The sequence below is a fragment of the Limimaricola sp. G21655-S1 genome (assembly GCF_027213785.1).
Lineage (GTDB): Bacteria > Pseudomonadota > Alphaproteobacteria > Rhodobacterales > Rhodobacteraceae > Limimaricola.
Window position 1 is genome coordinate 60,968 of record NZ_JAPWGO010000009.1, and the last position, 19,743, is coordinate 80,710.

General features: G+C 70.1%; 20 protein-coding genes. 5 read left to right on the plus strand and 15 right to left on the minus strand.

The window, feature by feature from the left end; translation table 11 throughout:
• Positions 1–86: 86 nt before the first annotated feature.
• The 6 genes from O4G76_RS10640 to O4G76_RS10665 form a co-directional block, all read right to left on the minus strand.
• Positions 87–1,337, minus strand: a complete 1,251-nt coding sequence (locus O4G76_RS10640; protein WP_269397310.1) for a class I SAM-dependent RNA methyltransferase — start codon at positions 1,335–1,337, stop codon at positions 87–89.
• 11 nt (positions 1,338–1,348) lie between these two features.
• Positions 1,349–3,181 carry an ABC transporter ATP-binding protein gene (locus O4G76_RS10645; protein WP_269397311.1) on the minus strand — a complete coding sequence of 611 codons (1,833 nt, stop codon included), beginning with the start codon at positions 3,179–3,181 and terminating at the stop codon, positions 1,349–1,351.
• Complete coding sequence (locus O4G76_RS10650) at positions 3,178–5,043, minus strand: ABC transporter ATP-binding protein (RefSeq protein WP_269397312.1); 1,866 nt, start codon at positions 5,041–5,043, stop codon at positions 3,178–3,180. The genes O4G76_RS10645 and O4G76_RS10650 overlap by 4 nt, the downstream gene beginning before the upstream one ends.
• A gap of 81 nt (positions 5,044–5,124) precedes the next feature.
• Positions 5,125–6,282, minus strand: a complete 1,158-nt coding sequence (locus O4G76_RS10655) for a CCA tRNA nucleotidyltransferase (protein WP_269397313.1) — start codon at positions 6,280–6,282, stop codon at positions 5,125–5,127.
• Positions 6,279–6,887, minus strand: coding sequence for a CoA pyrophosphatase (locus tag O4G76_RS10660; RefSeq protein ID WP_269397314.1), 609 nt, complete (start codon positions 6,885–6,887; stop codon positions 6,279–6,281). Before O4G76_RS10660 ends, O4G76_RS10655 begins: the two co-directional genes overlap by 4 nt.
• Positions 6,874–7,908, minus strand: a complete 1,035-nt coding sequence (locus O4G76_RS10665; protein ID WP_269397315.1) for an Hsp33 family molecular chaperone HslO — start codon at positions 7,906–7,908, stop codon at positions 6,874–6,876. The genes O4G76_RS10660 and O4G76_RS10665 overlap by 14 nt, the downstream gene beginning before the upstream one ends.
• A gap of 70 nt (positions 7,909–7,978) precedes the next feature.
• Between O4G76_RS10665 and O4G76_RS10670 the strand changes: the two genes are divergently transcribed.
• The 3 genes from O4G76_RS10670 to msrA all read left to right on the plus strand — a co-directional run bounded on the left by O4G76_RS10670 (position 7,979) and on the right by msrA (position 10,539).
• Positions 7,979–8,446 carry an NUDIX hydrolase gene (locus O4G76_RS10670; protein ID WP_269397316.1) on the plus strand — a complete coding sequence of 156 codons (468 nt, stop codon included), beginning with the start codon at positions 7,979–7,981 and terminating at the stop codon, positions 8,444–8,446.
• Between the two features lie 63 nt (positions 8,447–8,509).
• Positions 8,510–9,736 (plus strand): argininosuccinate synthase, encoded by a 1,227-nt coding sequence (locus O4G76_RS10675; RefSeq protein ID WP_269397317.1) that lies wholly within the window; start codon positions 8,510–8,512, stop codon positions 9,734–9,736.
• Between the two features lie 161 nt (positions 9,737–9,897).
• Positions 9,898–10,539 (plus strand): peptide-methionine (S)-S-oxide reductase MsrA, encoded by a 642-nt coding sequence (gene msrA, locus O4G76_RS10680; protein WP_269397318.1) that lies wholly within the window; start codon positions 9,898–9,900, stop codon positions 10,537–10,539.
• Positions 10,540–10,544: 5 nt separating this feature from the next.
• Here msrA and O4G76_RS10685 read toward each other — a convergent pair whose 3' ends face one another.
• Genes O4G76_RS10685 through O4G76_RS10695 form a run of 3 tightly spaced genes read right to left on the minus strand, consistent with a single transcriptional unit; the run spans position 10,545 to position 13,140 of the window.
• Entirely contained in the window at positions 10,545–11,108 is a 564-nt protein-coding gene (locus O4G76_RS10685) for an HD family hydrolase (protein ID WP_269397411.1), read from the minus strand.
• Between the two features lie 32 nt (positions 11,109–11,140).
• On the minus strand, positions 11,141–12,181 hold the full coding sequence (locus O4G76_RS10690; RefSeq protein ID WP_269397319.1) for a glycosyltransferase: 1,041 nt from the start codon (positions 12,179–12,181) through the stop codon (positions 11,141–11,143).
• On the minus strand, positions 12,178–13,140 hold the full coding sequence (locus O4G76_RS10695) for a glycosyltransferase family 8 protein (protein ID WP_269397320.1): 963 nt from the start codon (positions 13,138–13,140) through the stop codon (positions 12,178–12,180). The genes O4G76_RS10690 and O4G76_RS10695 overlap by 4 nt, the downstream gene beginning before the upstream one ends.
• A 136-nt stretch (positions 13,141–13,276) precedes the next feature.
• Here O4G76_RS10695 and ahcY point away from each other — a divergent pair, with 136 nt between their 5' ends.
• A complete protein-coding gene (gene ahcY, locus O4G76_RS10700; RefSeq protein ID WP_269397321.1) occupies positions 13,277–14,668 on the plus strand; it encodes an adenosylhomocysteinase in 1,392 nt (463 codons plus the stop codon).
• 3 nt (positions 14,669–14,671) lie between these two features.
• On the opposite strand, the gene O4G76_RS10705 is transcribed toward ahcY, so the two are convergent.
• The 6 genes from O4G76_RS10705 to tsaD form a co-directional block, all read right to left on the minus strand.
• On the minus strand, positions 14,672–15,409 hold the full coding sequence (locus O4G76_RS10705; RefSeq protein ID WP_269397322.1) for a hypothetical protein: 738 nt from the start codon (positions 15,407–15,409) through the stop codon (positions 14,672–14,674).
• A gap of 239 nt (positions 15,410–15,648) precedes the next feature.
• Complete coding sequence (locus O4G76_RS10710) at positions 15,649–16,044, minus strand: DUF1761 domain-containing protein (RefSeq protein WP_269397323.1); 396 nt, start codon at positions 16,042–16,044, stop codon at positions 15,649–15,651.
• A 51-nt stretch (positions 16,045–16,095) separates the two neighbouring features.
• Positions 16,096–16,521 (minus strand): EVE domain-containing protein, encoded by a 426-nt coding sequence (locus O4G76_RS10715; protein ID WP_269397324.1) that lies wholly within the window; start codon positions 16,519–16,521, stop codon positions 16,096–16,098.
• Positions 16,521–16,793: a YciI family protein gene (locus tag O4G76_RS10720; protein WP_269397325.1), complete on the minus strand. Its 273-nt coding sequence runs from the start codon at positions 16,791–16,793 to the stop codon at positions 16,521–16,523. The genes O4G76_RS10715 and O4G76_RS10720 overlap by 1 nt, the downstream gene beginning before the upstream one ends.
• Positions 16,790–17,758: an NAD(P)H-dependent glycerol-3-phosphate dehydrogenase gene (locus O4G76_RS10725; RefSeq protein WP_269397326.1), complete on the minus strand. Its 969-nt coding sequence runs from the start codon at positions 17,756–17,758 to the stop codon at positions 16,790–16,792. Before O4G76_RS10725 ends, O4G76_RS10720 begins: the two co-directional genes overlap by 4 nt.
• A 10-nt stretch (positions 17,759–17,768) precedes the next feature.
• Entirely contained in the window at positions 17,769–18,860 is a 1,092-nt protein-coding gene (gene tsaD / locus O4G76_RS10730; RefSeq protein ID WP_269397327.1) for a tRNA (adenosine(37)-N6)-threonylcarbamoyltransferase complex transferase subunit TsaD, read from the minus strand.
• 85 nt (positions 18,861–18,945) lie between these two features.
• Between tsaD and O4G76_RS10735 the strand changes: the two genes are divergently transcribed.
• A complete protein-coding gene (locus O4G76_RS10735; RefSeq protein ID WP_269397328.1) occupies positions 18,946–19,677 on the plus strand; it encodes a uroporphyrinogen-III synthase in 732 nt (243 codons plus the stop codon).
• Positions 19,678–19,743 lie beyond the last annotated feature (66 nt).

Here is a 19,743-nt window from a genome sequence, read left to right on the forward strand (position 1 = left end):
CTGCCCACTGTCCCGGTCTGATGCCGTTTGATTGAAATTACCGGATTCGCGAATCCGCGCCTAGGGGGCAGCTTGAGGCGACATCCTTAGCGCCGCGTGAATCGTGTCGCCAACTCCACATGCGGCGACCAGCGGAACTGATCGACCACGGTGACCGGGCCCATCTCGAACCCGTTGTCGATCAGGGTCTTCGCATCGCGCGCGAAACTCGCGGGGCTGCAGGAGACCATCGCGATCACGTCGATCCGCGCGGCGGCAAGCTGCGCCACCTGCGCCTGCGCCCCGGCCCGCGGCGGGTCGATCACGGCGGCGTCGAATCGCGCCAGCTCGTCCGGCAGAAGGGGCCTGCGGAACAGGTCACGGGTCTCCGTGGTGACCCGCTTGAGGCCGGGCACGCCGCGCCAGCCCCGGTCGAGCGCGGCCAGCATCGCCGTCTCGCCCTCGACGGCGTGGATCTCGGCCGTTTCGGCCAGCGGCAGCGAGAAGGTGCCGCAACCGGCGAAGAGATCGACGATGCGCGGCGCCCCGGCCACCGCCTCCCGCACCGCCTCGAGCAGCGCCGCCTCGCCATGGGCGGTGGCCTGAAGGAAGGCACCGGGCGGCGGCACCACCCGGGCCCGGCCCATGCGCTGCACCGGCGGCTCCAGCTCGGCCACGATCTCGTCGGCCCAGACGAGCCGCGCCAGCCCGGCCTCGCGCGCGATCTCGGGCAGCGCGATGCGCAGCTCCTCGGTCAGCGGCTTGTCGGTGTCGATATGCAGATCGGGCCCGGCCTCGCTGTCGGTCACGGTGAGCCCGGCCTCGCCCTTGCGCGAGGCCGCGAGCGCGGCGATGCGCTCCAGGGCCGGGATCAGCCCGGTCAGCTGCGGCAGCATCAGCCGGCAGCCGGGCACCTCGATCACCGTGTCGGAGGCCCGGGCATGGAAGCCCACCAGAGCGCCCTTCTTGGTGCGTCGCCCGGCCAGCCGCGCCCGGCGCCGGCTGTCGGGCGGCGAGGTGAGCACCTCGGCGATTTCGCCCTCGATCCCCTGGGCGCGCAGGGCGGTGCGCACGATCTCGGCCTTCCACGACGCCACGAAGCCATCCGAAGCATGCTGCATCGCGCAGCCGCCGCAGGATCTGAAATGCCGACAGGGCGGCGCGACGCGCTCGGGCGAGGGGGTCACGATCTTCGGGCCATCGGCGGCCAGCGTCACCACCTCGCCGGGCAGCACGCGCGGCACCAGCGTGCCATCCGCAGCCCGTCCCATGCCATGATGCGTCACCGCCTCGATCGTCACCTCCCCCCGGGGCGCGGGATCGGGCTGCGGGGTCTTCGGCGGCAGGGTCTCGGTCATGGCGTCCTCTTCTACTCGGCGGCCTCCTGCCCGAGGAACCCGCCCGATTGGCGGGCCCAGTAGCGGGCATAGACCCCGTCTTGGGAAAGCAGCGCCTCATGCGTGCCCTCCTCGACGATGCGGCCGCCCTCCATGACCACGATCCGGTCCATGCGCGCAATGGTCGAAAGCCTGTGCGCGATGGCGATCACGGTCTTGCCCTGCATCGCCTGTTCGAGCGCCGCCTGAATCTGCGCCTCGACCTCGCTATCCAGCGCCGAAGTCGCTTCGTCCAGCACGAGGATCGGCGCGTCCTTGAGCATGGCGCGGGCGATGGCGATGCGCTGGCGCTGGCCGCCCGACAGTTTCACCCCGCGCTCGCCCAGATGCGCGTCGTAGCCGCGTCGGCCCTTGAGATCGGCGAGATCGGCGATGAAGCCATGCGCCTCGGCCCGCGCCGCCGCCGTCTCGACCGCCTGCTGCGGCGCATCGGGATAGCCGTAGCGGATGTTGTCGCGGGCCGAGCGGTTGAACATCGCGGTGTCCTGCGTGACCATGCCGATCTGCCGGCGCAGGCTTTCCTGCGTCACCGCGCTGATATCCTGCCCGTCGATGCTGATGCGGCCCTGTTCCACGTCATAGAGCCGCAAGAGCGCCGCCACGAGGGTCGATTTGCCCGCCCCCGAGGCGCCGACGATGCCGATCTTCTCGCCCGGGGCGATGTGCAGGTCGATGCCGCGCAACCCGCCGGCGCCGCCGCCATAGGTGAAGCTCACGCCATCGAAATCGACGCTGCCCTCGCGCACCTCCAACTCGCGCGCGCCGTCCCGGTCGGTCAGCCCATGCGCGGGCGAGAGCGTGTGGATCGCGTCCTCGACCTCGCCGAGGTTGGAATACATGCCCATCAGCGTGAAGCTGACCCAGCCGGTCATCTGCGCCAGCCGCAGCGAGATCGCCCCCGCCGCCGCGATGTCTCCGGCGCTGGCGCCGCCATTGGCCCAGAACACCAGCGTCGCGCCGGTGACGATCACCGGCAGCACGCCGGCCAGCGCCATCAACCAGAACCGGAACCCCGCCGAAACCACGCCGAAGCCCAGCGCCCGCTCGCGATACTCGTGCATCGCGCCGAGCGCGGCGCGATCCTCGTGGTCGGAATGGCCGAACAGCTTCACGGTCTTGATGTTGGTGATGGTATCGACCACCTGCCCGGTCACCATGGCACGCGCCGAGGCGCGGGCGGTCGAACTGGCGCGGATCTTCGGCATGTAGATCCGGATCAGGGCGATGTAGCCCAGAAGCCAGAGCGTCAGCAGTCCCGCCGTCAGGCCGTCGATGGTCAGCAGCAGCAGCGCCGAGCCGACCAGCGAGGCCAGCGCGAAGAACACCGTCTGGATCGTGTCGACGGTCAGCTCGGTCGTGGCGCGGGCCGCCTGCATCTGCTTTTGCGCGATCCGGCCCGCGAAGTCGTTGTCGAAGAAGCTGACCGCCTGTCCCAACGTGTGCCGGTGCAGGCGCGACAGCACCAACGTGTAGATCGACGGTTGCAGCACCACGCTCTGCATCAGTCCCGAAAGCCCCATGACGACCGGGCGCAGCAGTACGAAGAACGCGGCGACCCCCAGCAGCAGCCCCATGTTGCCCGCGAAGAAGCCCTCCGGCTCCGCCGCCAGCGCCGCGTCGATCACCCAGCCGAGGATCAGCGCCGACAGCACCTCGAGCACGCCCGCCGACATCGACACCACGGCGCTGAGGCCGGTCACCGCGAAGCTGCCCGACAGGGCCCAGCGCAAAAACCGCCACAGCGTTGCGGGGGGCGGGCCATCGGCCGGGCGGAACGGCGCGATCAGGCGCGAGACATCGATCATTCGGCGGCCTCCGTGGATGGCTTGTCGTCGGCGTCCATGCCGAGGAAGCCACCCGACTGGCGCTTCCAGAACCGGGCATAGATGCCCCCCTGCGCCAACAGCTCCTCATGGGTGCCGTCCTCGGCGATCCGGCCCTCCTCCATCACCAGAACCCGGTCCATCCGGGCGATGGTCGAGAGCCGGTGCGCGATCGCGATCACGGTCTTGCCCTCCATCATCCGGTAGAGCGTCTCCTGGATCGCCGCCTCGACCTCGGAATCAAGCGCCGAGGTCGCCTCGTCCAGAACGAGGATCGGCGCGTCCTTGAGGATCACCCGCGCCAGCGCGATGCGTTGCCGTTGACCGCCCGAAAGCTTGACGCCGCGCTCGCCGACCTGCGCGTCGTAGCCCTGCCGTCCCTCGCCATCGACGAGATCGAGGATGAAGTCATGCGCCTCGGCCCGACGCGCGGCGGCGATCATCTCGGCCTCGGTCGCGTCGGGGCGGCCATAGAGGATGTTCTCGCGCACGCTCCGGTGCAGCAGCGCGCTGTCCTGCTGCACCATGCCGATGGCGGAGCGCAGGCTGTCCTGCGTCACCCGGGTGATGTCCTGCCCGTCGATCTCGATCCGGCCCGCCTCGGGGTCGTAGAAACGCAAGAGCAGCTTCACCAGCGTCGACTTGCCGGCGCCGGAGGCACCGACCAGCCCGATCTTCTGTCCCGCCGGGATGGTGAGATCCAGGGGCCCCACCCCGCCCGCGTCGCGGCCGTAGCGGTGGTTCAGACTCTTGAGCGCGATGTCGCCGCGGCTGATGCTCAGCTGCCCGGCGCGATCGTCGTCGGTCAGCGTGATCGGCTGGGCGATGGTGCGCATGCCCTCGGCGATGACACCGAGATTCTGGAAGAAGTTGGTCACCGCCCACATGATCCAGCCGGTCATCGCGTTGAGCCGCAGGCACAGCGCCGTGGCGGCGGCGACCACGCCGACGCTGGCCGCGCCGGAGATCCACAGATAGAGCCCCCAGCCGACCACGCCGACGATCAGCAAGCCGTTCAGCACCGACAGCGCCACGTCCATGATCGTGAACAGCCGCATCTCGCGCTGGAAGGTGGCGCGGGCCTGCTCGATCACCGATTTCGCGCCGTCCAGCTCGCGGTCGTGATGCGCGAACATCTTGACCGAATGGATGTTGGTATAGGTGTCGACGACGCGGCCCGTCACGGCGCTGCGCGCGTTGGACGAGGCCTCCGAGGCCGGTCCGATCCGCTTCACGGTCCAGCGCATCAGCGCGGCATAAAGTCCGAACCAGACCACCAGCGGCAGCAGCAGCATCGGGTCCGCCTCGCCCAGAAGCACGGCGGCGCCGACGATATAGGCGAGCGCGAAGGTGATCGCGTCGAAGATCTGGAACACCACCTCGCCGGCGGCAGGCGGCGTCTGCATGATCCGGTTGGCGATGCGGCCCGCGAAATCGTTCTCGAACCAGCCCACCGACTGGCGCAGCACGTGGCGATGCGCCCGCCAGCGCACGGTGGTGCCGAAATTGGGCAGGATCGCGTTGTTGAGAAGCAGCACATGCGCCGCCTGGAAGGCCGGGCGCAGGATCAGGATGAACCCGGCCACCAGCAGCAGCTCGACCCCGTGCCGCGCCAGTACCGTCTCGGGCGTGGCCCGGCCCAGGAGGTCCACGAGGCGGCCCATATAGGCGATCAGCCAGATCTCGACCACGGCCACCACCACCGACAGCAGGCCGGTGACCCAGAACACTCGGGCGAAGGGCCGCGCGTACTCCTTCAGGAAGGGCCAGAGCCGCGATGGCGGACGGTCGGTCTGCTCGTATTCCCCGTAGGGGTCCACGAGGTTTTCGAAGAAGCGGAACATGGGATGTCTCGAATACGTGTCACCGGCATATAAGCCGGTTCGCCTCGAAGGAAAACGTGCATGCGCGGCGGGCCGCGCAACTCAGGGAAGAAGTTCGTTCCGCCCCAGCGCGAAACCCGACGCGATCCATCGCGCCTCGATCTCGCGCAGCTTCTCGCCCAGCGCCGGGCCGTCGAAATCGGGCATCAGGTCGGCCGCCTTCACCGGCAGCGCCGCTCGCGCCCCGGCCTCGGCGGTTTCCCGTGAAACAGCCTCGATCTCGCGCCCCGACAGCGCCGCGTTGAGCGCCAGAACGTCGAGCGCGGCGCGCGCGCCGAGCCGGTAGCCCAGCTCGCCGGGGCCCCAGCCCGCCTCCTGTGCCTCGCGCAGCCGTTGCAGCGCGCCCGCCTGCGCCCGGCTGAGCCGCAGCCGCTCGGCCACCTCCTCGCCGCCCACCAGCGCCAGCCGCCGGATCGGGTCGGGGGCCAGCCTCGCCTCCTCCTCGACATGCACCAGCACCGCGAGCGGGTCCGAGGCGCCGCCGGGCAGCACCCGCATCAACACGCCCGAGATCGCCATGGAGGCGACGGCGGGGGCCGGGTCCGGCGCCGCCATCAGCTTGAGCATTTCGGCACCGACGCGCTCGCGCGACAGCCCGCCGATCCCCTCGGCCAGCTCGGCGCAGGCGGCGAGCCCGTCGGCGTCGATGCCGCCATGCGTGTCGCCATACCAGGCGTGGAAGCGAAAGAAGCGCAGGATCCTCAGGTAATCCTCGCGGATCCGGTCATGCGCGTCGCCGATGAAGCGCAGCCGCCGCGCCGCGAGATCGGCAAGCCCGCTGCCGAGCGGGTCCGCGACCGTGCCCCGCGCATCGGCATAGAGCGCGTTCATCGTGAAATCGCGCCGCGCCGCGTCCTCGGCGATATCCTCCGAATAGGCGACCGTGGCGCGGCGGCCGTCGGTCTCCACGTCGCGGCGGAAGGTCGTGACCTCGATCGGCGTGCCCTGCGCCACGACGGTGATCGTGCCGTGATCGATGCCGGTGGGCACCGGCTTCAGCCCGGCGGCGCGGGCCAGATCGACCACCCGCTCGGGGCGGGCATCGGTGGTCAGGTCGAGATCCGAGACCGGCTGCCCCAACAGGGCGTTGCGCACGCAGCCGCCGACGAACCAGGCCTGGTGGCCCGCGGCCTCCAGCATGCCGGTCACGGCGCGCGCGGGCGCGGCCTCCAGCCACTCCGCCTCGATCCGCTCGCTCATCGGTTCATCCTCTCCGCCAGGCTGCGCAGCATCCGCGCGGTGGCGCCCCAGATGTAATACGGGCCCCACGGCACCACATAGTAGTGCCGCCGCCGCCCCTGCCAACGCCGCCCCTCGATCCGGAACCGCGCCGGGTCGGTGACATGCGACAAGGGCACCGAGAACACCTCGGCCACCTCGCCCGCCTCGGGCACCGCCTCGAACCGGCCGCGCAGCAGCCCGATCACCGGCGTCACCGAGAACCCCGTCACCGTTTCATGCGGCGGCAACGTGCCCAGCACCTCGACCCGGCCCGGCGCCAGGCCGATCTCTTCCTGCGCCTCGCGCAGCGCCGCGCCGACGGGGCCGTCATCGACCGGCTCGACCTTGCCGCCCGGAAAGGCGATCTGGCCCGGGTGATGGCGCAGCCGCGCCGAGCGCTTGGTCAGGATCAGCCGCGCCTCGGCACCGTCGAGATGCACCGCCGCCAGCACACCGGCCTGCCGCAGGCTGCGCCCCTCGGGCACCGGCAGCCGCGGATCGATGTCGTAATCGGACGAGGCATCGCCCGGCCGCTCCAGCGCCCGGGCGAGCCGCGCCTCTATCGGGACCTCAGCCGCGGCCACCGGCGGCCTTGTTCTGGCCTTCGGCGGCGTCGGGCCCCTCGGTCGCCTCGAAGCCGAGCGTCTGGGGCGCGAATTCGTAATGCGCGCCGCAGAACTGGCAGTCGGCGGTGACGATGCCCGCCTCGGTGGTCATGTGGGCGATATCCTTGGCCGAGTAGATCGACAGGCTCTGGCGCACCTTTTCCTCGGAGCAGGTGCAGCCGAACTGCACCGGCTGCGCCTCGAAGACCCGCGGACCTTCCTCGTGGAACAGCCGGATCAGCAGGTCCGTCGGAGTCACGCTCGGCCCGATCAGTTCGAGCTGGTCCACCGTGTCGAGCAGCAGGTTGGCGCGGTTCCAGTTCTCGCCCTCGTCCTCGTCGAGGATGTCGGCGGCCTCGAGAAGCCCCTCCTCGCCCGAGCCGCCCTCGGCGGTTGCGGCGAAGGGCGAGGCCTTGGGCATCTTCTGCAGCATCACGCCGCCGGCGCGCCAGCTTTCGTCCCGGCCCGGTTCGGTGGATTTGCCGAAGGTGAGCGAGAACCGCGTCGGCAGCTGCTCGGACTGCGCGAAATAGGTCTCGGCGCAGGCGGCCAGCGACTCGCCGGTGATCGGCGTGATGCCCTGGTAGGGCGCCATGCCCTGCCCCTGGTCGATCAGGATCGCGAAGTAACCCTTGCCGATCAGCGAATAGGGATCGGCACCCTCCTCGAGGCGGCTCTCGTCGAAGCTGGCCCAGGCGCGGATCCGGGCCGGGGCACCCTCTTCGGTCGGGGCGTAGTAATCGGTGGCGATCAGCCGGGCCGGGCCGTCGCCGCGCACCTGGAGCGACAGCTTCCAGCGCAGCTTCACGGTCTGGCCGATCAGCGCGGTGAGCAGCGTCATCTCGGCCACCAGCGCCTCGATCTGGGCGGGGTAGTCATGCTGCTCCAGCACCCGGTCGAGCACGCCGTCGAGACGCGCGACCCGGCCCCGGATGTCGGACTGGTCGAGCTGGAAGGGCAGGACGGTGTCGTCCCAGGCAATGCGGGCGCCGAGGCTCATGGGGTTTCCTTGCGTGTCGGGGATGGGCATACCGCGACCATATAGGAAGCTTGTCGGGAGACAAAAAGGGATGATCCGGCGCTATGGCGAACAGGTGCGGCGCGGCCAGCGATACCGGCTGCGCACCGGGGTCTACGCGATCCTCGAACAGGGCGGCGCCCTGCTGCTGACCTGCAAGGAGGACGACCCCACCGATATCCAGCTGCCCGGCGGAGGTGTCGATGCGGGCGAAAGCACCTTGCAGGCGCTGCACCGCGAGGTATTCGAGGAGACCGGCTGGCGCATCGCCGCGCCGCGCCGCCTCGGCGCGTTCCGGCGCTTCGTCTTCATGCCCGATTACGACATGTGGGGCGAGAAGCTGTGTCACATCTACGCCGCCCGCCCGGTCCGGCCGCACGGCCCGCCCTCCGAGCCCGGCCACCGCGCGCTGTGGATGCCGATCGCCGATGCGGCACCGCGCCTCGGCAATGCCGGCGACCGCGCCTTCGCGCGGGCCTTCGCCGAGGCGGGCCGCGCCCGTGGCCGCGCCGCTGCCTGAGCTTGCCCCAAGGGCCGAAAGCCTTTAACGCACGCCCCTGAACGTCCCTTAGGAGAATTGCCCATGGCCGCCCAGCCCGCCCCGAAGAAGGTCGTCCTCGCCTATTCCGGCGGTCTCGACACCTCGATCATCCTGAAATGGCTGCAGACCGAATATGGCTGCGAGGTGGTGACCTTCACCGCCGATCTCGGCCAGGGCGAGGAGCTGGAGCCGGCGCGCAAGAAGGCCGAGATGATGGGCGCGACCTCGATCCATATCGAGGACCTGCGCGAAGAGTTCGTGCGCGACTTCGTCTTCCCGATGTTCCGCGCCAACGCGCTCTACGAGGGGCTCTACCTGCTCGGCACCTCGATCGCCCGGCCGCTGATCTCCAAGCGCCTCGTCGAGATCGCCGAGGCCGAGGGCGCCGACGCCGTGGCCCATGGCGCCACCGGCAAGGGCAACGACCAGGTCCGCTTCGAGCTCGCGGCCTACGCGCTCAACCCCGAGATCAAGGTGATCGCGCCGTGGCGCGAATGGGACCTGACCTCGCGCACCCGGCTGATCGAGTTCGCCGAACAGCACCAGATCCCGATCGCCAAGGACAAGCGCGGCGAGGCGCCCTTCTCGGTCGACGCCAACCTGCTGCACACCTCCTCCGAGGGAAAGGTGCTGGAAAACCCGGCCGACGAGGCGCCGGACTACGTCTACCAGCGCACCGTGAACCCCGAGGATGCCCCGAACGAGCCCGAGATCGTCGAGATCGGCTTCGAGAAGGGCGACGCGGTCTCGATCAATGGCGAGGCGATGAGCCCCGCGACGATCCTCACCAGGCTCAACGAGCTGGGCGGCAAGCACGGCGTGGGCCGGCTCGACCTCGTCGAGAACCGCTTCGTCGGGATGAAGTCGCGCGGCATCTACGAGACGCCCGGCGGCACGATCCTGCTCGAGGCGCATCGCGGCATCGAGCAGATCACGCTGGATTCCGGCGCCGGTCACCTCAAGGATTCGATCATGCCGCGCTATGCCGAGCTGATCTACAACGGCTTCTGGTTCAGCCCCGAGCGCGAGATGCTGCAGGCGCTGATCGACAAGAGCCAGGAGCACGTCACCGGCACCGTCCGGCTGAAGCTCTACAAGGGCTCGGCGCGCACCATCGCCCGCTGGTCCGATCACAGCCTCTATTCCGAGGCGCATGTGACCTTCGAGGAAGATGCCGGCGCCTATGATCAGGTCGACGCCAAGGGCTTCATCCAGCTCAACGCGCTGCGGCTGAAGCTGCTTGCCGCCCGGAATCGCCGGGTGAAGTGACCTGTCGGCGCCGGGCCCTCGGGCGCGGCGCCGGTCGACAGGGCGGGATTTGCGTATTTGAGGAACAAAGTAGCCAAGGGTCACGCCCGGATCACGCAGCATTGTCTTGCGGCATCGGCAGCCTGCGACAGCATGGAGGACGACCGGACAGGGAGTTTGCCATGCTACGCCACAGGATTTCGTGCCTTGCCGCCACCTTGGCCCTCATCGCGCCGATGGCGCAGGCGCAGGCTCCCGAGACCATCACCGTCGCGGGCGGCTGCTTCTGGTGCGTCGAGGCCGATTTCGAGAAGGTCGATGGCGTGATCGAGGCGGTGTCGGGCTTTGCGGGCGGCGACACCGCGAACCCGACCTATGAGCAGGTGACCAGCGGCGGCACCGGCCATTACGAGGTGGTCGAGATCACCTACGACCCCTCGAAGGTGCAGGCCCGGCAGCTCTACGACCTGTTCTTCCGCTCGATCGACCCGACCGATGCGGGCGGTCAGTTCTGCGACCGAGGCCCATCCTACCGCACCGCGATCTTCGCGGATGCGGGAGATCGGGCCGCCGCCGAGGCCGCCAAGCGGGCGGCCGAGCAGGCGCTGGGCCGCGAGATCGTCACGCCGATCCTCGGCGACGCGCCATTCTATCCCGCCGGCAGCTATCATCAGGACTACTACAAATCCTCCGAGCGGCTTGCCGTTTCCTCGGTCGGGCTCTTCGTGCCGAAATCCGAGGCCTACAAGCGCTACCGCGAGGGCTGCGGACGGGATTTCCGGGTGCGCGAGTTGTGGGGCGCGGATGCGCCTTTCGTGAACTAAAGACCCTAGATCAGCGCGATCAGGTCCTCGTGGCGGGCCACGAAGCCCTCGCGCGTCTCGCGCGGGGGTCTGAGCCGGATCTCGAAGCGCGCGGCGAGGTCGCGGTCGAGCCTGCCGAACAGGCGGTCGGCCTCGCGCTCCGAGAAGCCAGCGATCCGCGTGGCTTCGAGCCAAGCGGAAATCTTGTCGGCCCGCTTGATCCGTTTCTTGAGCTCGGCGGGCAGCACCGCCGGCAGGCCGAAGCGCAGGTGGATCGCCGCCGTCAGCCGCGCGTCGAGCGCCCCGTAGCCCGGCCCCACCGCCGCCTTCACCGGCGAGATCATGTCGCCGATCACGTATTCGGGCGCGTCGTGCAGGAGCGCCGCCAGCCTGTCGCGCGGGCCCGCCGCCGGGTAGCAATGCGCGAAGATCTCCTCGACCAGCAGCGAATGCTCGGCCACCGAATAGGCGAAATCGCCACGGGTCTGGCCGTTCCACCGCGCCACGAAGGCGAGCCCATGGGCGATGTCGGAAATCTCGATATCCATCGGAGTCGGGTCGAGCAGGTCGAGCCTGCGCCCCGACAGCATCCGCTGCCAGGCCCGGGGCGCACGGCCACGGCTCACGCCACCTCCGCCGCGTCGATCAGCGCCTGCATCGCCGCCTGCCCCGAGGCGCCGATCGCGAGGTGCCGCGCCTTGTGGCGCATCACCGCGACATGCGCGCGGCGGTGTAGCGCATCGAGCGGTCGCAGTCGGAACACCGGGTTGGCCTCGAACCATGCGGCGCTGCCGCGCCGGGCCTCGGGGGTGAAATCGGGTGACCATTGCGACAGCGCCGCGAACCAATCGGGGTTCACCTCGCCCACCAGCGGCTCGTCTGCCAGCATCCACGGCTTGGCGCGCCCGGTGAAATGCAGGATATGCGGGTCGAACCGCTCAAGCAGGTCCGGGTGATGCCAATCCTCGTGATGCCAGTTCCACAACGGGCTCAGCGGCACGATCTCGTCCGCGAAGACCGCGTTGAGCGCGCCCTGATCGCCAAGCCGGTGCCGCTCCAGCAGGTCGTGATGCGTCTCGACATAGCCAAACAGGCGCTCGGCCACGCGCGCCTTCAGATGCGCCTCGATGTCGATCATCTGCACGCCCGACTGCCAATAGGCGCCGTTCGTCCCGGCAAAGGCACCGAGCACCCGCTCCGCGCGCGGGCTGACCGGGTGCGGGCGCTCCAGCAGGTCGGGCCGGTAGATGAAGGAGGCGACGGCAGCCAGCGGCACGCCGCGCGGCCGCCGCTCGAACAGGCCCTGCAGGCCGGGCCGCCGCATCCAGGTATCGGTGTCCATGTAGAACAGCGCGCCATACTCGTCGCGCAGGATCTCCGGCAGCAGGTGCCGGAAGAAGGTGCCGACGGTGATCCGCGGATTGCCATGCCTGAACGGCGGGATCGCCGAGACGTCGATCCGCCGGAACCGGATCGGCCCCCGCCGCGCCACCTCGGGCACCGGGGTCAGATCCGGCGTGGCGATCACGATGTCGAAGCGACGCTCCGGCTCGGCATGGTGGATGCCCATGGCGGCGGCATAGGCATAGGCGAGATGACCCGCGTCGCAGGCGAAGATCGCGGCGTCGGGATGCTGGGCGGGGCGGGTGGCCGCATCGCTCATGCGCGCACCGTCAGATCGTCGGGAAACCGCGCGAGATAGCGCGCCATCGCCGGCGCCGCGACCAGATGCTTGAGCAGGTGCTTGCGCATCAGCCGCGCGTCATGGGCGGGTCCGGGTCCCACCGGGACAGGGGGCCGGTCGGGCCAGTGCCGCGCCAGAAAGGCGCCCATCTCGCGGGCGAAGCGGGGCGGCAGCTCGCCCTCGGCATCCTTCCACGGCTTTCGCTTGCCGATGAAATGCACCACATGCGCGGTCTGCATCGCTTCGAAGAAGCGCGACGCCCAGGTGTATTGCCAGTTCCATGCGGGCGAGAGCTCGGCCCAGTCGCCCTGCAGCACCGCGTTGTAGAGATTCTGGTCGTGCCGGATCATCCGCCCTGCCTCGGCCCGGCCCAGCGCCACGCAGCGCGCCAGCAGATCGGCCTCCAGATAGCGCGGCACGTCCATCAGGAGCACGCCCGCGTTGAAATAGCGTGCCACCGGCAGGCCCAGCACCCGGAACTGCGCCGGCCGCCGGCTCGGCGTGCGCCATTGGGTGTTGTCGCGGACCGCGCCCAGCGGGCGGCCGCCCAGATCCACCGAGAGCAACGCCGAGAAATCGCCGCCCTGCACGTGGATGTCGCTGTCGAGATAGAGGATGCGCTCGTAATCCGCGCCGAGCGCCTGTGGCAGCGCGAGGCGGAGATAGACATCCGGGCTGCGGCCGGGATCGAGCCGGAGCCCCTCGAACATGTCACCCACATCGACTTGGCAAAGCCGGATGTCGAGATGCGCGAGGCTGGCCGGGATATCGACCGGCGAGACGCCGGTGCACAGGCAGATGTCGAAATCGCGTTCGGGATGCAGCGCGGCGATGCGCGAGATCGCGAAGAGCGCATAGGGCAGATAGCCCTCGTCGCAGGCGAACACCACCGCGCGGCGGTGCCGCGCCGGCCGGTCGCTCGTGCAGGTCATTCCCATCGGCGCTCTCCCGGTACTGGCCGGTGATGCGCTAGCACGACGCGCCGACCCGCTTCAACGCCGCCGCGATTGCCAAGCCGCCGAGGGGGATGCTACGTCAAGCGAGGGACACGTCCCCTGCGCGAGGAGGCCCCGCATGGATCGCGATCACATCGTCAAGGACATCTCGCTGGCCGATTGGGGCCGCAAGGAGATCGAGATCGCGGAAACCGAGATGCCGGGGCTGATGGCGCTGCGCGCGGAATATGGCGACAGCCGGCCGCTGCAAGGCGCGCGCATCGCCGGATCGCTGCACATGACGATCCAGACCGCCGTGCTGATCGAGACCCTGATCGCGCTGGGCGCCGAGGTACGATGGGCCTCGTGCAATATCTTCTCGACACAGGACCACGCCGCCGCCGCCATCGCCCGAGCCGGCACGCCGGTCTTCGCGGTGAAGGGCGAGAGCCTCGCCGAGTACTGGGCCTATACCGACCGGATCTTCCAGTTCGACGAGGGCGCGAACCTGATCCTCGACGATGGCGGCGACGCCACGATGTACATCCTCACGGGGGCGCGGGTCGAGGCGGGCGAGACCGGGCTGATCGAGGTGCCGACCTCCGAGGAGGAAACCGCGCTGTTCGACCAGATCCGCAAACGGCTCGACCAGAGTCCCGGCTGGTTCACCCGGCAGCGCGACGCGCTGCGCGGCGTCTCCGAGGAGACCACGACCGGCGTGCACAGGCTCTACGAGCTGCACCGCGAGGGGCGGCTGCCCTTCCCGGCGATCAACGTGAACGACAGCGTCACCAAGTCGAAATTCGACAACCGCTATGGCTGCCGCGAGAGCCTCGTTGACGGCATCCGCCGCGCCACCGACACGATGATGGCCGGCAAGGTCGCGGTGGTCTGCGGCTATGGCGATGTCGGCAAGGGCTCGGCCGCGAGCCTGCGCGGCGCCGGGGCGCGGGTGAAGGTCACCGAGGCCGACCCGATCTGCGCGCTGCAGGCGGCGATGGATGGCTACGAGGTGGTGCTGCTCGAGGACGAGGTGGCGACGGCCGACATCTTCGTCACCGCTACCGGCAACCGCGACGTGATCCGCATCGAGCACATGCGCGAGATGAAGGATATGGCGATCCTCGGCAATATCGGCCATTTCGACAACGAGATTCAGGTCGCCGCGCTGCGCAACCACAAATGGACCCGGATCAAGGATCAGGTCGACATGGTCGAGATGCCCTCGGGCAACCGGATCATCCTGCTCTCCGAAGGGCGGCTCCTCAATCTCGGCAACGCCACCGGCCACCCCTCCTTCGTGATGTCGGCCAGCTTCACCAACCAGGTGCTGGCGCAGATCGAGCTCTGGACCAGGGGACAGGAGTATCGGCCCGGCGTCTTCGTGCTGCCCAAGGCGCTCGACGAGAAGGTGGCGCGGCTGCATCTGGCACGGGTCGGCGCGAAGCTGACGGAGCTCAGGCGCGAGCAGGCCGACTATATCGGCGTGCCGGTCGAGGGCCCGTTCAAGCCCGAGCATTACCGCTACTAGCGATCAGGCGAGGATCAGCAGCGCCGCGTAGAGCCCGGCCCCCAGCGCGAAGGCCCAGAGACGGCTCTCGCGCTCCTCCGGCAGCTCCTCCTTGATGACGTTGAGCACCACCGAACCGGCCAAGAAACCGAACGCCCCGGCGATCCAGCCCTGCGGAATCTCGTAGCCGAGGCTCGCCGCGAAACCGAGCAGCACCGCCGCCGCCAGCAACCAGCGCCCCTCGCGCAGGTATCTCGGGCCGTGATGAGCATAGAGCGCCCGGTCGTTGACGACGAAATGCAGCCCCAGCGCCAAGGCATAGAGCAGCATGCCGCCCAGTCCTTCCTCGCGCAGCTGCTCTTCGAGCAGGTAGCCCACGAGGAAGTTGTAGATCGCGAAGCCCGCCAGATGCAGCCAGAACGCCCCGGCCGCGGATTCCGTCGCGCGGCGGTGCCCGGCATGGCGCTGCGCCATGCGCTCCAGCGCGTAGAACACCACGAGGCCGCTCAGCGCCAGGAGGTAGATCCAGACCTCGAGCGCGCCCTCCTCGGTTTCGCCCTCGCCGGCAAGTTCACCGAACTCGGCCAATTCGGGCAGGAGATGCACGAAGACATAGGCGACCGAGACGCCCCCCGCGGTTGAGAGCCAGACGCTGCGCGGCGTGCGGTCGAGAAAGACCAGCCGGGGGCTCAGCAGATGCACCGAGGCGAAGATCAACGCCACGAGGGCGGCGCCGATCTGGTTGCCGATCGCGATCTCCATGGCGGGCCTCCTGCGTCGTATCCCCTTCCCAAACGGCAGGATATCCGGGCAGTTCCCGACAAGACGCGGGGCATTCGAACCGACTTCGCGACATCGAAACGTTGCGTCGAATCCCGCTCCGGCCTAAGCAGGTAACGTCGGCCAGGACGGCCAGACCCCAGTTTTCGCAGATCCGCCGGGTGGGAGTCCGCGGGTGAGAACGGGGGTGCTGGCGACCCCGCCGCCCCCCGTATGCCGCCTCAGAACAGCCCGAGCACCAGCCCCATCACCGCGCAGCCCAGCGCGGCATAGCCGCCATCGATCCCCGCTAGGAACCATGGCCGGTTCGAGTAACCGATGTTGAGCGTGATCCAGGGCGCGATGAACAGCGCCCCGACCGCCAGCCCGCCGAAAAAGCCGCCGATCGGAGTCGCGATCCCCGCCAGCCCGAAGCCGTAGCGCATCGTGGCCGCGATGATCAGCATCGCGATGAAGGAGACGAGATAGGGCACCGGCGAGCCGCTGTTGGCCGGCTTGCCGTCGGCGCCCACCGGGACCCCGGAGGCCGCCATCCACGGCTTGGCCAGCGCCATGTACCACACCGCGCCCAGCGCGAAGGAGGCCAGCGCCGCCAGCAGGATCGAGAGTATCGCCATACGAGGTCCCTCCGGGTTTTGTCCCAGAGTGCCGCGTTTGCCGGCCGGGCGCTATGCCTCGGCCAGAGATCCCGCGAGTTCGTGGATCACGCGCCACTCATCCTCGGTCACCGGCTGCACCGAGAGGCGCGAATTGTTCACCAGCACCATCTGCGCCAGCCGCGGCTCGGCCTTGATCTCGTCGAGGCTCACCGCCCGGCTCAGCTTGTAGAGCGCGCGGATGTCGACGCATTCCCAGCGCGGATCCTCGGTCGAGCTGTCGGGATGGATCGTGGCGCAGACTTCGACCACGCCCACCGCCTCCTTGCCGATGTTCGAATGGTAGAAGAAGCCGCGGTCGCCGATCTTCATCTCGCGCATGAAGTTGCGGGCCTGGTAGTTGCGGATCCCATCCCACTCCTCGCCGGCCTCGCCCTTGGCGACCTGCTGGTCCCAGCTCCAGACGTTCGGCTCGGATTTGAACAGCCAGTAGCGCATCAGCCGATCACCTTCTTCCAGGCGCGGATCTCGACGCTCTCGAACAGCCCGGCCCGGGCATAGGGGTCGTTCTCGGCCCAGTCCTGCGCCGCCTGCAGATCCGCGACGTCGAGGACCACCAGCGATCCGTCCATCTCGCCATTCACGTCGAGGAACGGCCCGGCCATGGTCACCACGCCGGTGGCCTCGATATACTCCAGATGCGCCTCGCGGGTGTCGCGGCGGATCTGTAGCGCGCCCGGCTTGTCGCGGGTGATCAGGGCAAAGCTCATTCTCGTTCCTCCTTGAGGGGTCTGTTGATCAGCGCGTCGAGCGCCTGCAGCGGGGTCAGCTCGCCCGCGACCATGCGCGCGGTCACGGCCGAGATCGGCATGTCGAGTCCGCGCGCCTTCGCCAGACCGGTGACGGCGCGCGCGGTCGCGGCACCCTCGACCGTGGTGGCGGCGTCGAAGCTTTCGCCCCGGCCCAGCGCGAGGCCGTAGCGGTAGTTGCGCGACAAATCCGACGAGCAGGTCAGCACCAGATCACCGAAGCCCGACAGGCCCATCAACGTCTCGGGCCGCGCGCCGAGACTGGCGGCGAGGCGCTGCATCTCGGCAAAGCCGCGGGTCATCAGCGCGGCGCGGGCGCTGTCGCCCAGACCTGCACCGATGCAGGCGCCGCAGGCGATGGCGACGACGTTCTTGAGCGCGCCGCCCAGCTCGGCGCCGGTGACGTCCGCCGTGCGGTAGAGCCTGAGGCTGGGCGTCGAGAGCGCGTGCTGCAGCGCCGCGCCGCAGGGCGCGTCGGCGCAGGCCAGCGTCAGCGCGGTGGGCAGGCCGCGCGCGATGTCGGCCGCAAAGCTCGGCCCGGTCAGAAGCGCCGGCGTGGCCGATGGCACCGCCTCGGCGATGATCGCGGTCTGACCGGTCAGGCTGTGCAGATCGATGCCCTTGGCGCAGGCCACGAGCACCTTGCCCGCGAGCGCCTCGGCATGGGCGGCGACGAAGCCGCGCGTCGCCTGCGCCGGCAGCGCGAGAAGGATCGTGTCGCAGGCGAACAGCGCCGAGAGGTCGGAGACCGGCGCGACGCCCTCGGGCAGCGTCACCTCCGGCAGCCGCGCCACCCGCCGCGCCGCGCGCATCGTCTCGACGGCCGCCGCGTCGCGGGCCCAGAGCGTCACCTCGCGCCCCGCCTGCGCCAGCGTCACCGCCAGCGCCGCGCCGAAGGCCCCCGCCCCCGCGATCCCGATCCTCATGCCGTGCTCCTCACGCCTTGGCCCCCTTGCGGCCCGAGCCGATCATCGGCGCCGCCCGCGCGTCGAGCGGCCAGCGCGGCCGCGCCGCAAGCCCGAGCCCGTCGGCCTCGCCCGCCGCGAGCCGACCCAGCCCCGCGAAGGCGATCATCGCCGCGTTGTCGGTGCACAGCGCCAGCGGCGGCGCCGAGAACGCCACGCCGCGCTCGGCACAGAGCTCCTGCAGCGCCGCGCGGATCGGGCCGTTCGCGGCGACGCCCCCCGCCACGGCAAAGGCCGGGCGCGCCGGCGCCAGCTCGAGATAGAGGTCCAGCGCCCGGCGGGTCTTTTCGCGCAGGATCTCGACCACCGCCGCCTGAAAGCCCGCGGCGAGATCGGCGCGGGCGGCGCGGGTCAACCCGCCGGCCGCCGCCATCTCGGCGTCGCGGGCCCGCAGCAGCGCGGTCTTGAGGCCCGAGAACGACATGTCGCAGCCGGGCCGGTCGAAGAGCGGACGCGGCAACGCGATCCGGGCCGGATCGCCCGCCCGTGCCTCGGCCTCGACCGCCGGGCCGCCGGGCTGCGGCAGGCCCAGAAGCCGCGCGGTCTTGTCGAAGGCCTCGCCCGGCGCGTCGTCGATCGTGCCGCCAAGCCGGCGGAACGCGTCATCGCCCTCGACCACGAGGAACTGGCAATGCCCGCCCGAGACCAGCAGCATCAGGTAGGGAAATGCGAGCCCGTCGGTAAGCCGCGGTGTCAGCGCGTGGCCCGCGAGATGGTTGACGCCGATCAGCGGCAGGCCGGTGGCGGCCGAGAGCCCCTTGGCGAGCATCACGCCCGACAGCACCCCGCCGATCAGCCCCGGCCCGGCGGTCACGGCAATGCCGTCGAGATCGGCGATGCCGATGCCGGCCTGCTCCAGCGCCGCCTCGACGCAGTGATCGAGCACCTCGGCATGGGCGCGCGCCGCGATCTCGGGCACGACGCCACCGAACGCGGCATGCAACTCGGCCTGGCCGCGCACCACCGAGGAGAGCACCCGCGCCGCGCCGTCCTCGCGTCGCACCACCGCCGCCGCGCTGTCGTCGCAGCTCGATTCGATGCCGAGGATGGTGAGTCTGGCCATGTCCGCTCCGCTTGCGCCCGCGCCCCGTGCAGCTACCATCCCCGCCTGCCTCGAACAATGCCGCGAAGGGGAGAGGATGTCCGCGATGCCAGAGCCGACCCTGCTGCTGACGCGGCCCGAACCGGCGGCGCAGCGCTTTCTGGCGGAGCTGGAGATCCGGGCCGGGCGGCACCTTCGGGCGGTGATCGCGCCGCTGATGCGGATCGACGAGATGACGCCGCCGCGTCCGGCCCGCAGCCCCGCCGCGCTGATCCTGACCTCCGAGCGCGGCGCATGGGGCGCGGCCCGCATGGGCTATGCCCGCCTGCCCGCATGGTGCGTCGGGCCGCGCACCGCCCAGGCGGCGCGGCTGGCGGGTCTCGACCCGCGCCCGGGCGGCGGCTCCGCCGAGACGCTGCTCGCCGCGATCCTGGAGGCACCGGATGAGGGGCCGCTTCTGCATCTGCGCGGCGACCACCAGCGCGGCGATCTCGCGGACCGGCTGCGCGCGGCCGGGCGCGGCTGCGACGAGGCGGTGGTCTATGCCCAGACCGCGCGTCCCCTATCCGAGGCGGGGCGGGACCTGCTGTCGGGCCGCGCCCCGGTCGTCGCCCCGGTGTTTTCGCCGCGCAGCGCCGCGCTGCTCGCCGCCTGCGCGCCCATCGCCGCGCCGCTGGCGCTGGTGGCGATCAGCGCCGCCGCAGCAAGACCGCTATCGAAGCTCGGCCCGCCGGTCACGCTGGCGGCGCGCCCCGATGCGGATGCGATGATCGACGCAACCCTTGCGGCCTATGCGACGTTCGGTTGCAGGGACCCGATGCGGGGCGGCGGCGCTTGAGGCGCCGCACGGGGCGGGCTAGGGTCTGCAAATGCTGCGGCGGCACGGATAAATCCGACGCGATCG

Coding starts and splice junctions, on each gene's coding strand:
- O4G76_RS10640 (WP_269397310.1), bottom strand. CDS start 1,337: ATGACCGAGACCCTGCCGCCGAAGACCCCGCAGCCCGATCCCGCGCCC.
- O4G76_RS10645 (WP_269397311.1), bottom strand. CDS start 3,181: ATGATCGATGTCTCGCGCCTGATCGCGCCGTTCCGCCCGGCCGATGGC.
- O4G76_RS10650 (WP_269397312.1), bottom strand. CDS start 5,043: ATGTTCCGCTTCTTCGAAAACCTCGTGGACCCCTACGGGGAATACGAG.
- O4G76_RS10655 (WP_269397313.1), bottom strand. CDS start 6,282: ATGAGCGAGCGGATCGAGGCGGAGTGGCTGGAGGCCGCGCCCGCGCGC.
- O4G76_RS10665 (WP_269397315.1), bottom strand. CDS start 7,908: ATGAGCCTCGGCGCCCGCATTGCCTGGGACGACACCGTCCTGCCCTTC.
- O4G76_RS10670 (WP_269397316.1), top strand. CDS start 7,979: ATGATCCGGCGCTATGGCGAACAGGTGCGGCGCGGCCAGCGATACCGG.
- O4G76_RS10675 (WP_269397317.1), top strand. CDS start 8,510: ATGGCCGCCCAGCCCGCCCCGAAGAAGGTCGTCCTCGCCTATTCCGGC.
- msrA (WP_269397318.1), top strand. CDS start 9,898: ATGCTACGCCACAGGATTTCGTGCCTTGCCGCCACCTTGGCCCTCATC.
- O4G76_RS10685 (WP_269397411.1), bottom strand. CDS start 11,108: ATGCTGTCGGGGCGCAGGCTCGACCTGCTCGACCCGACTCCGATGGAT.
- O4G76_RS10690 (WP_269397319.1), bottom strand. CDS start 12,181: ATGAGCGATGCGGCCACCCGCCCCGCCCAGCATCCCGACGCCGCGATC.
- O4G76_RS10695 (WP_269397320.1), bottom strand. CDS start 13,140: ATGGGAATGACCTGCACGAGCGACCGGCCGGCGCGGCACCGCCGCGCG.
- ahcY (WP_269397321.1), top strand. CDS start 13,277: ATGGATCGCGATCACATCGTCAAGGACATCTCGCTGGCCGATTGGGGC.
- O4G76_RS10705 (WP_269397322.1), bottom strand. CDS start 15,409: ATGGAGATCGCGATCGGCAACCAGATCGGCGCCGCCCTCGTGGCGTTG.
- O4G76_RS10710 (WP_269397323.1), bottom strand. CDS start 16,044: ATGGCGATACTCTCGATCCTGCTGGCGGCGCTGGCCTCCTTCGCGCTG.
- O4G76_RS10715 (WP_269397324.1), bottom strand. CDS start 16,521: ATGCGCTACTGGCTGTTCAAATCCGAGCCGAACGTCTGGAGCTGGGAC.
- O4G76_RS10720 (WP_269397325.1), bottom strand. CDS start 16,793: ATGAGCTTTGCCCTGATCACCCGCGACAAGCCGGGCGCGCTACAGATC.
- O4G76_RS10725 (WP_269397326.1), bottom strand. CDS start 17,758: ATGAGGATCGGGATCGCGGGGGCGGGGGCCTTCGGCGCGGCGCTGGCG.
- tsaD (WP_269397327.1), bottom strand. CDS start 18,860: ATGGCCAGACTCACCATCCTCGGCATCGAATCGAGCTGCGACGACAGC.
- O4G76_RS10735 (WP_269397328.1), top strand. CDS start 18,946: ATGCCAGAGCCGACCCTGCTGCTGACGCGGCCCGAACCGGCGGCGCAG.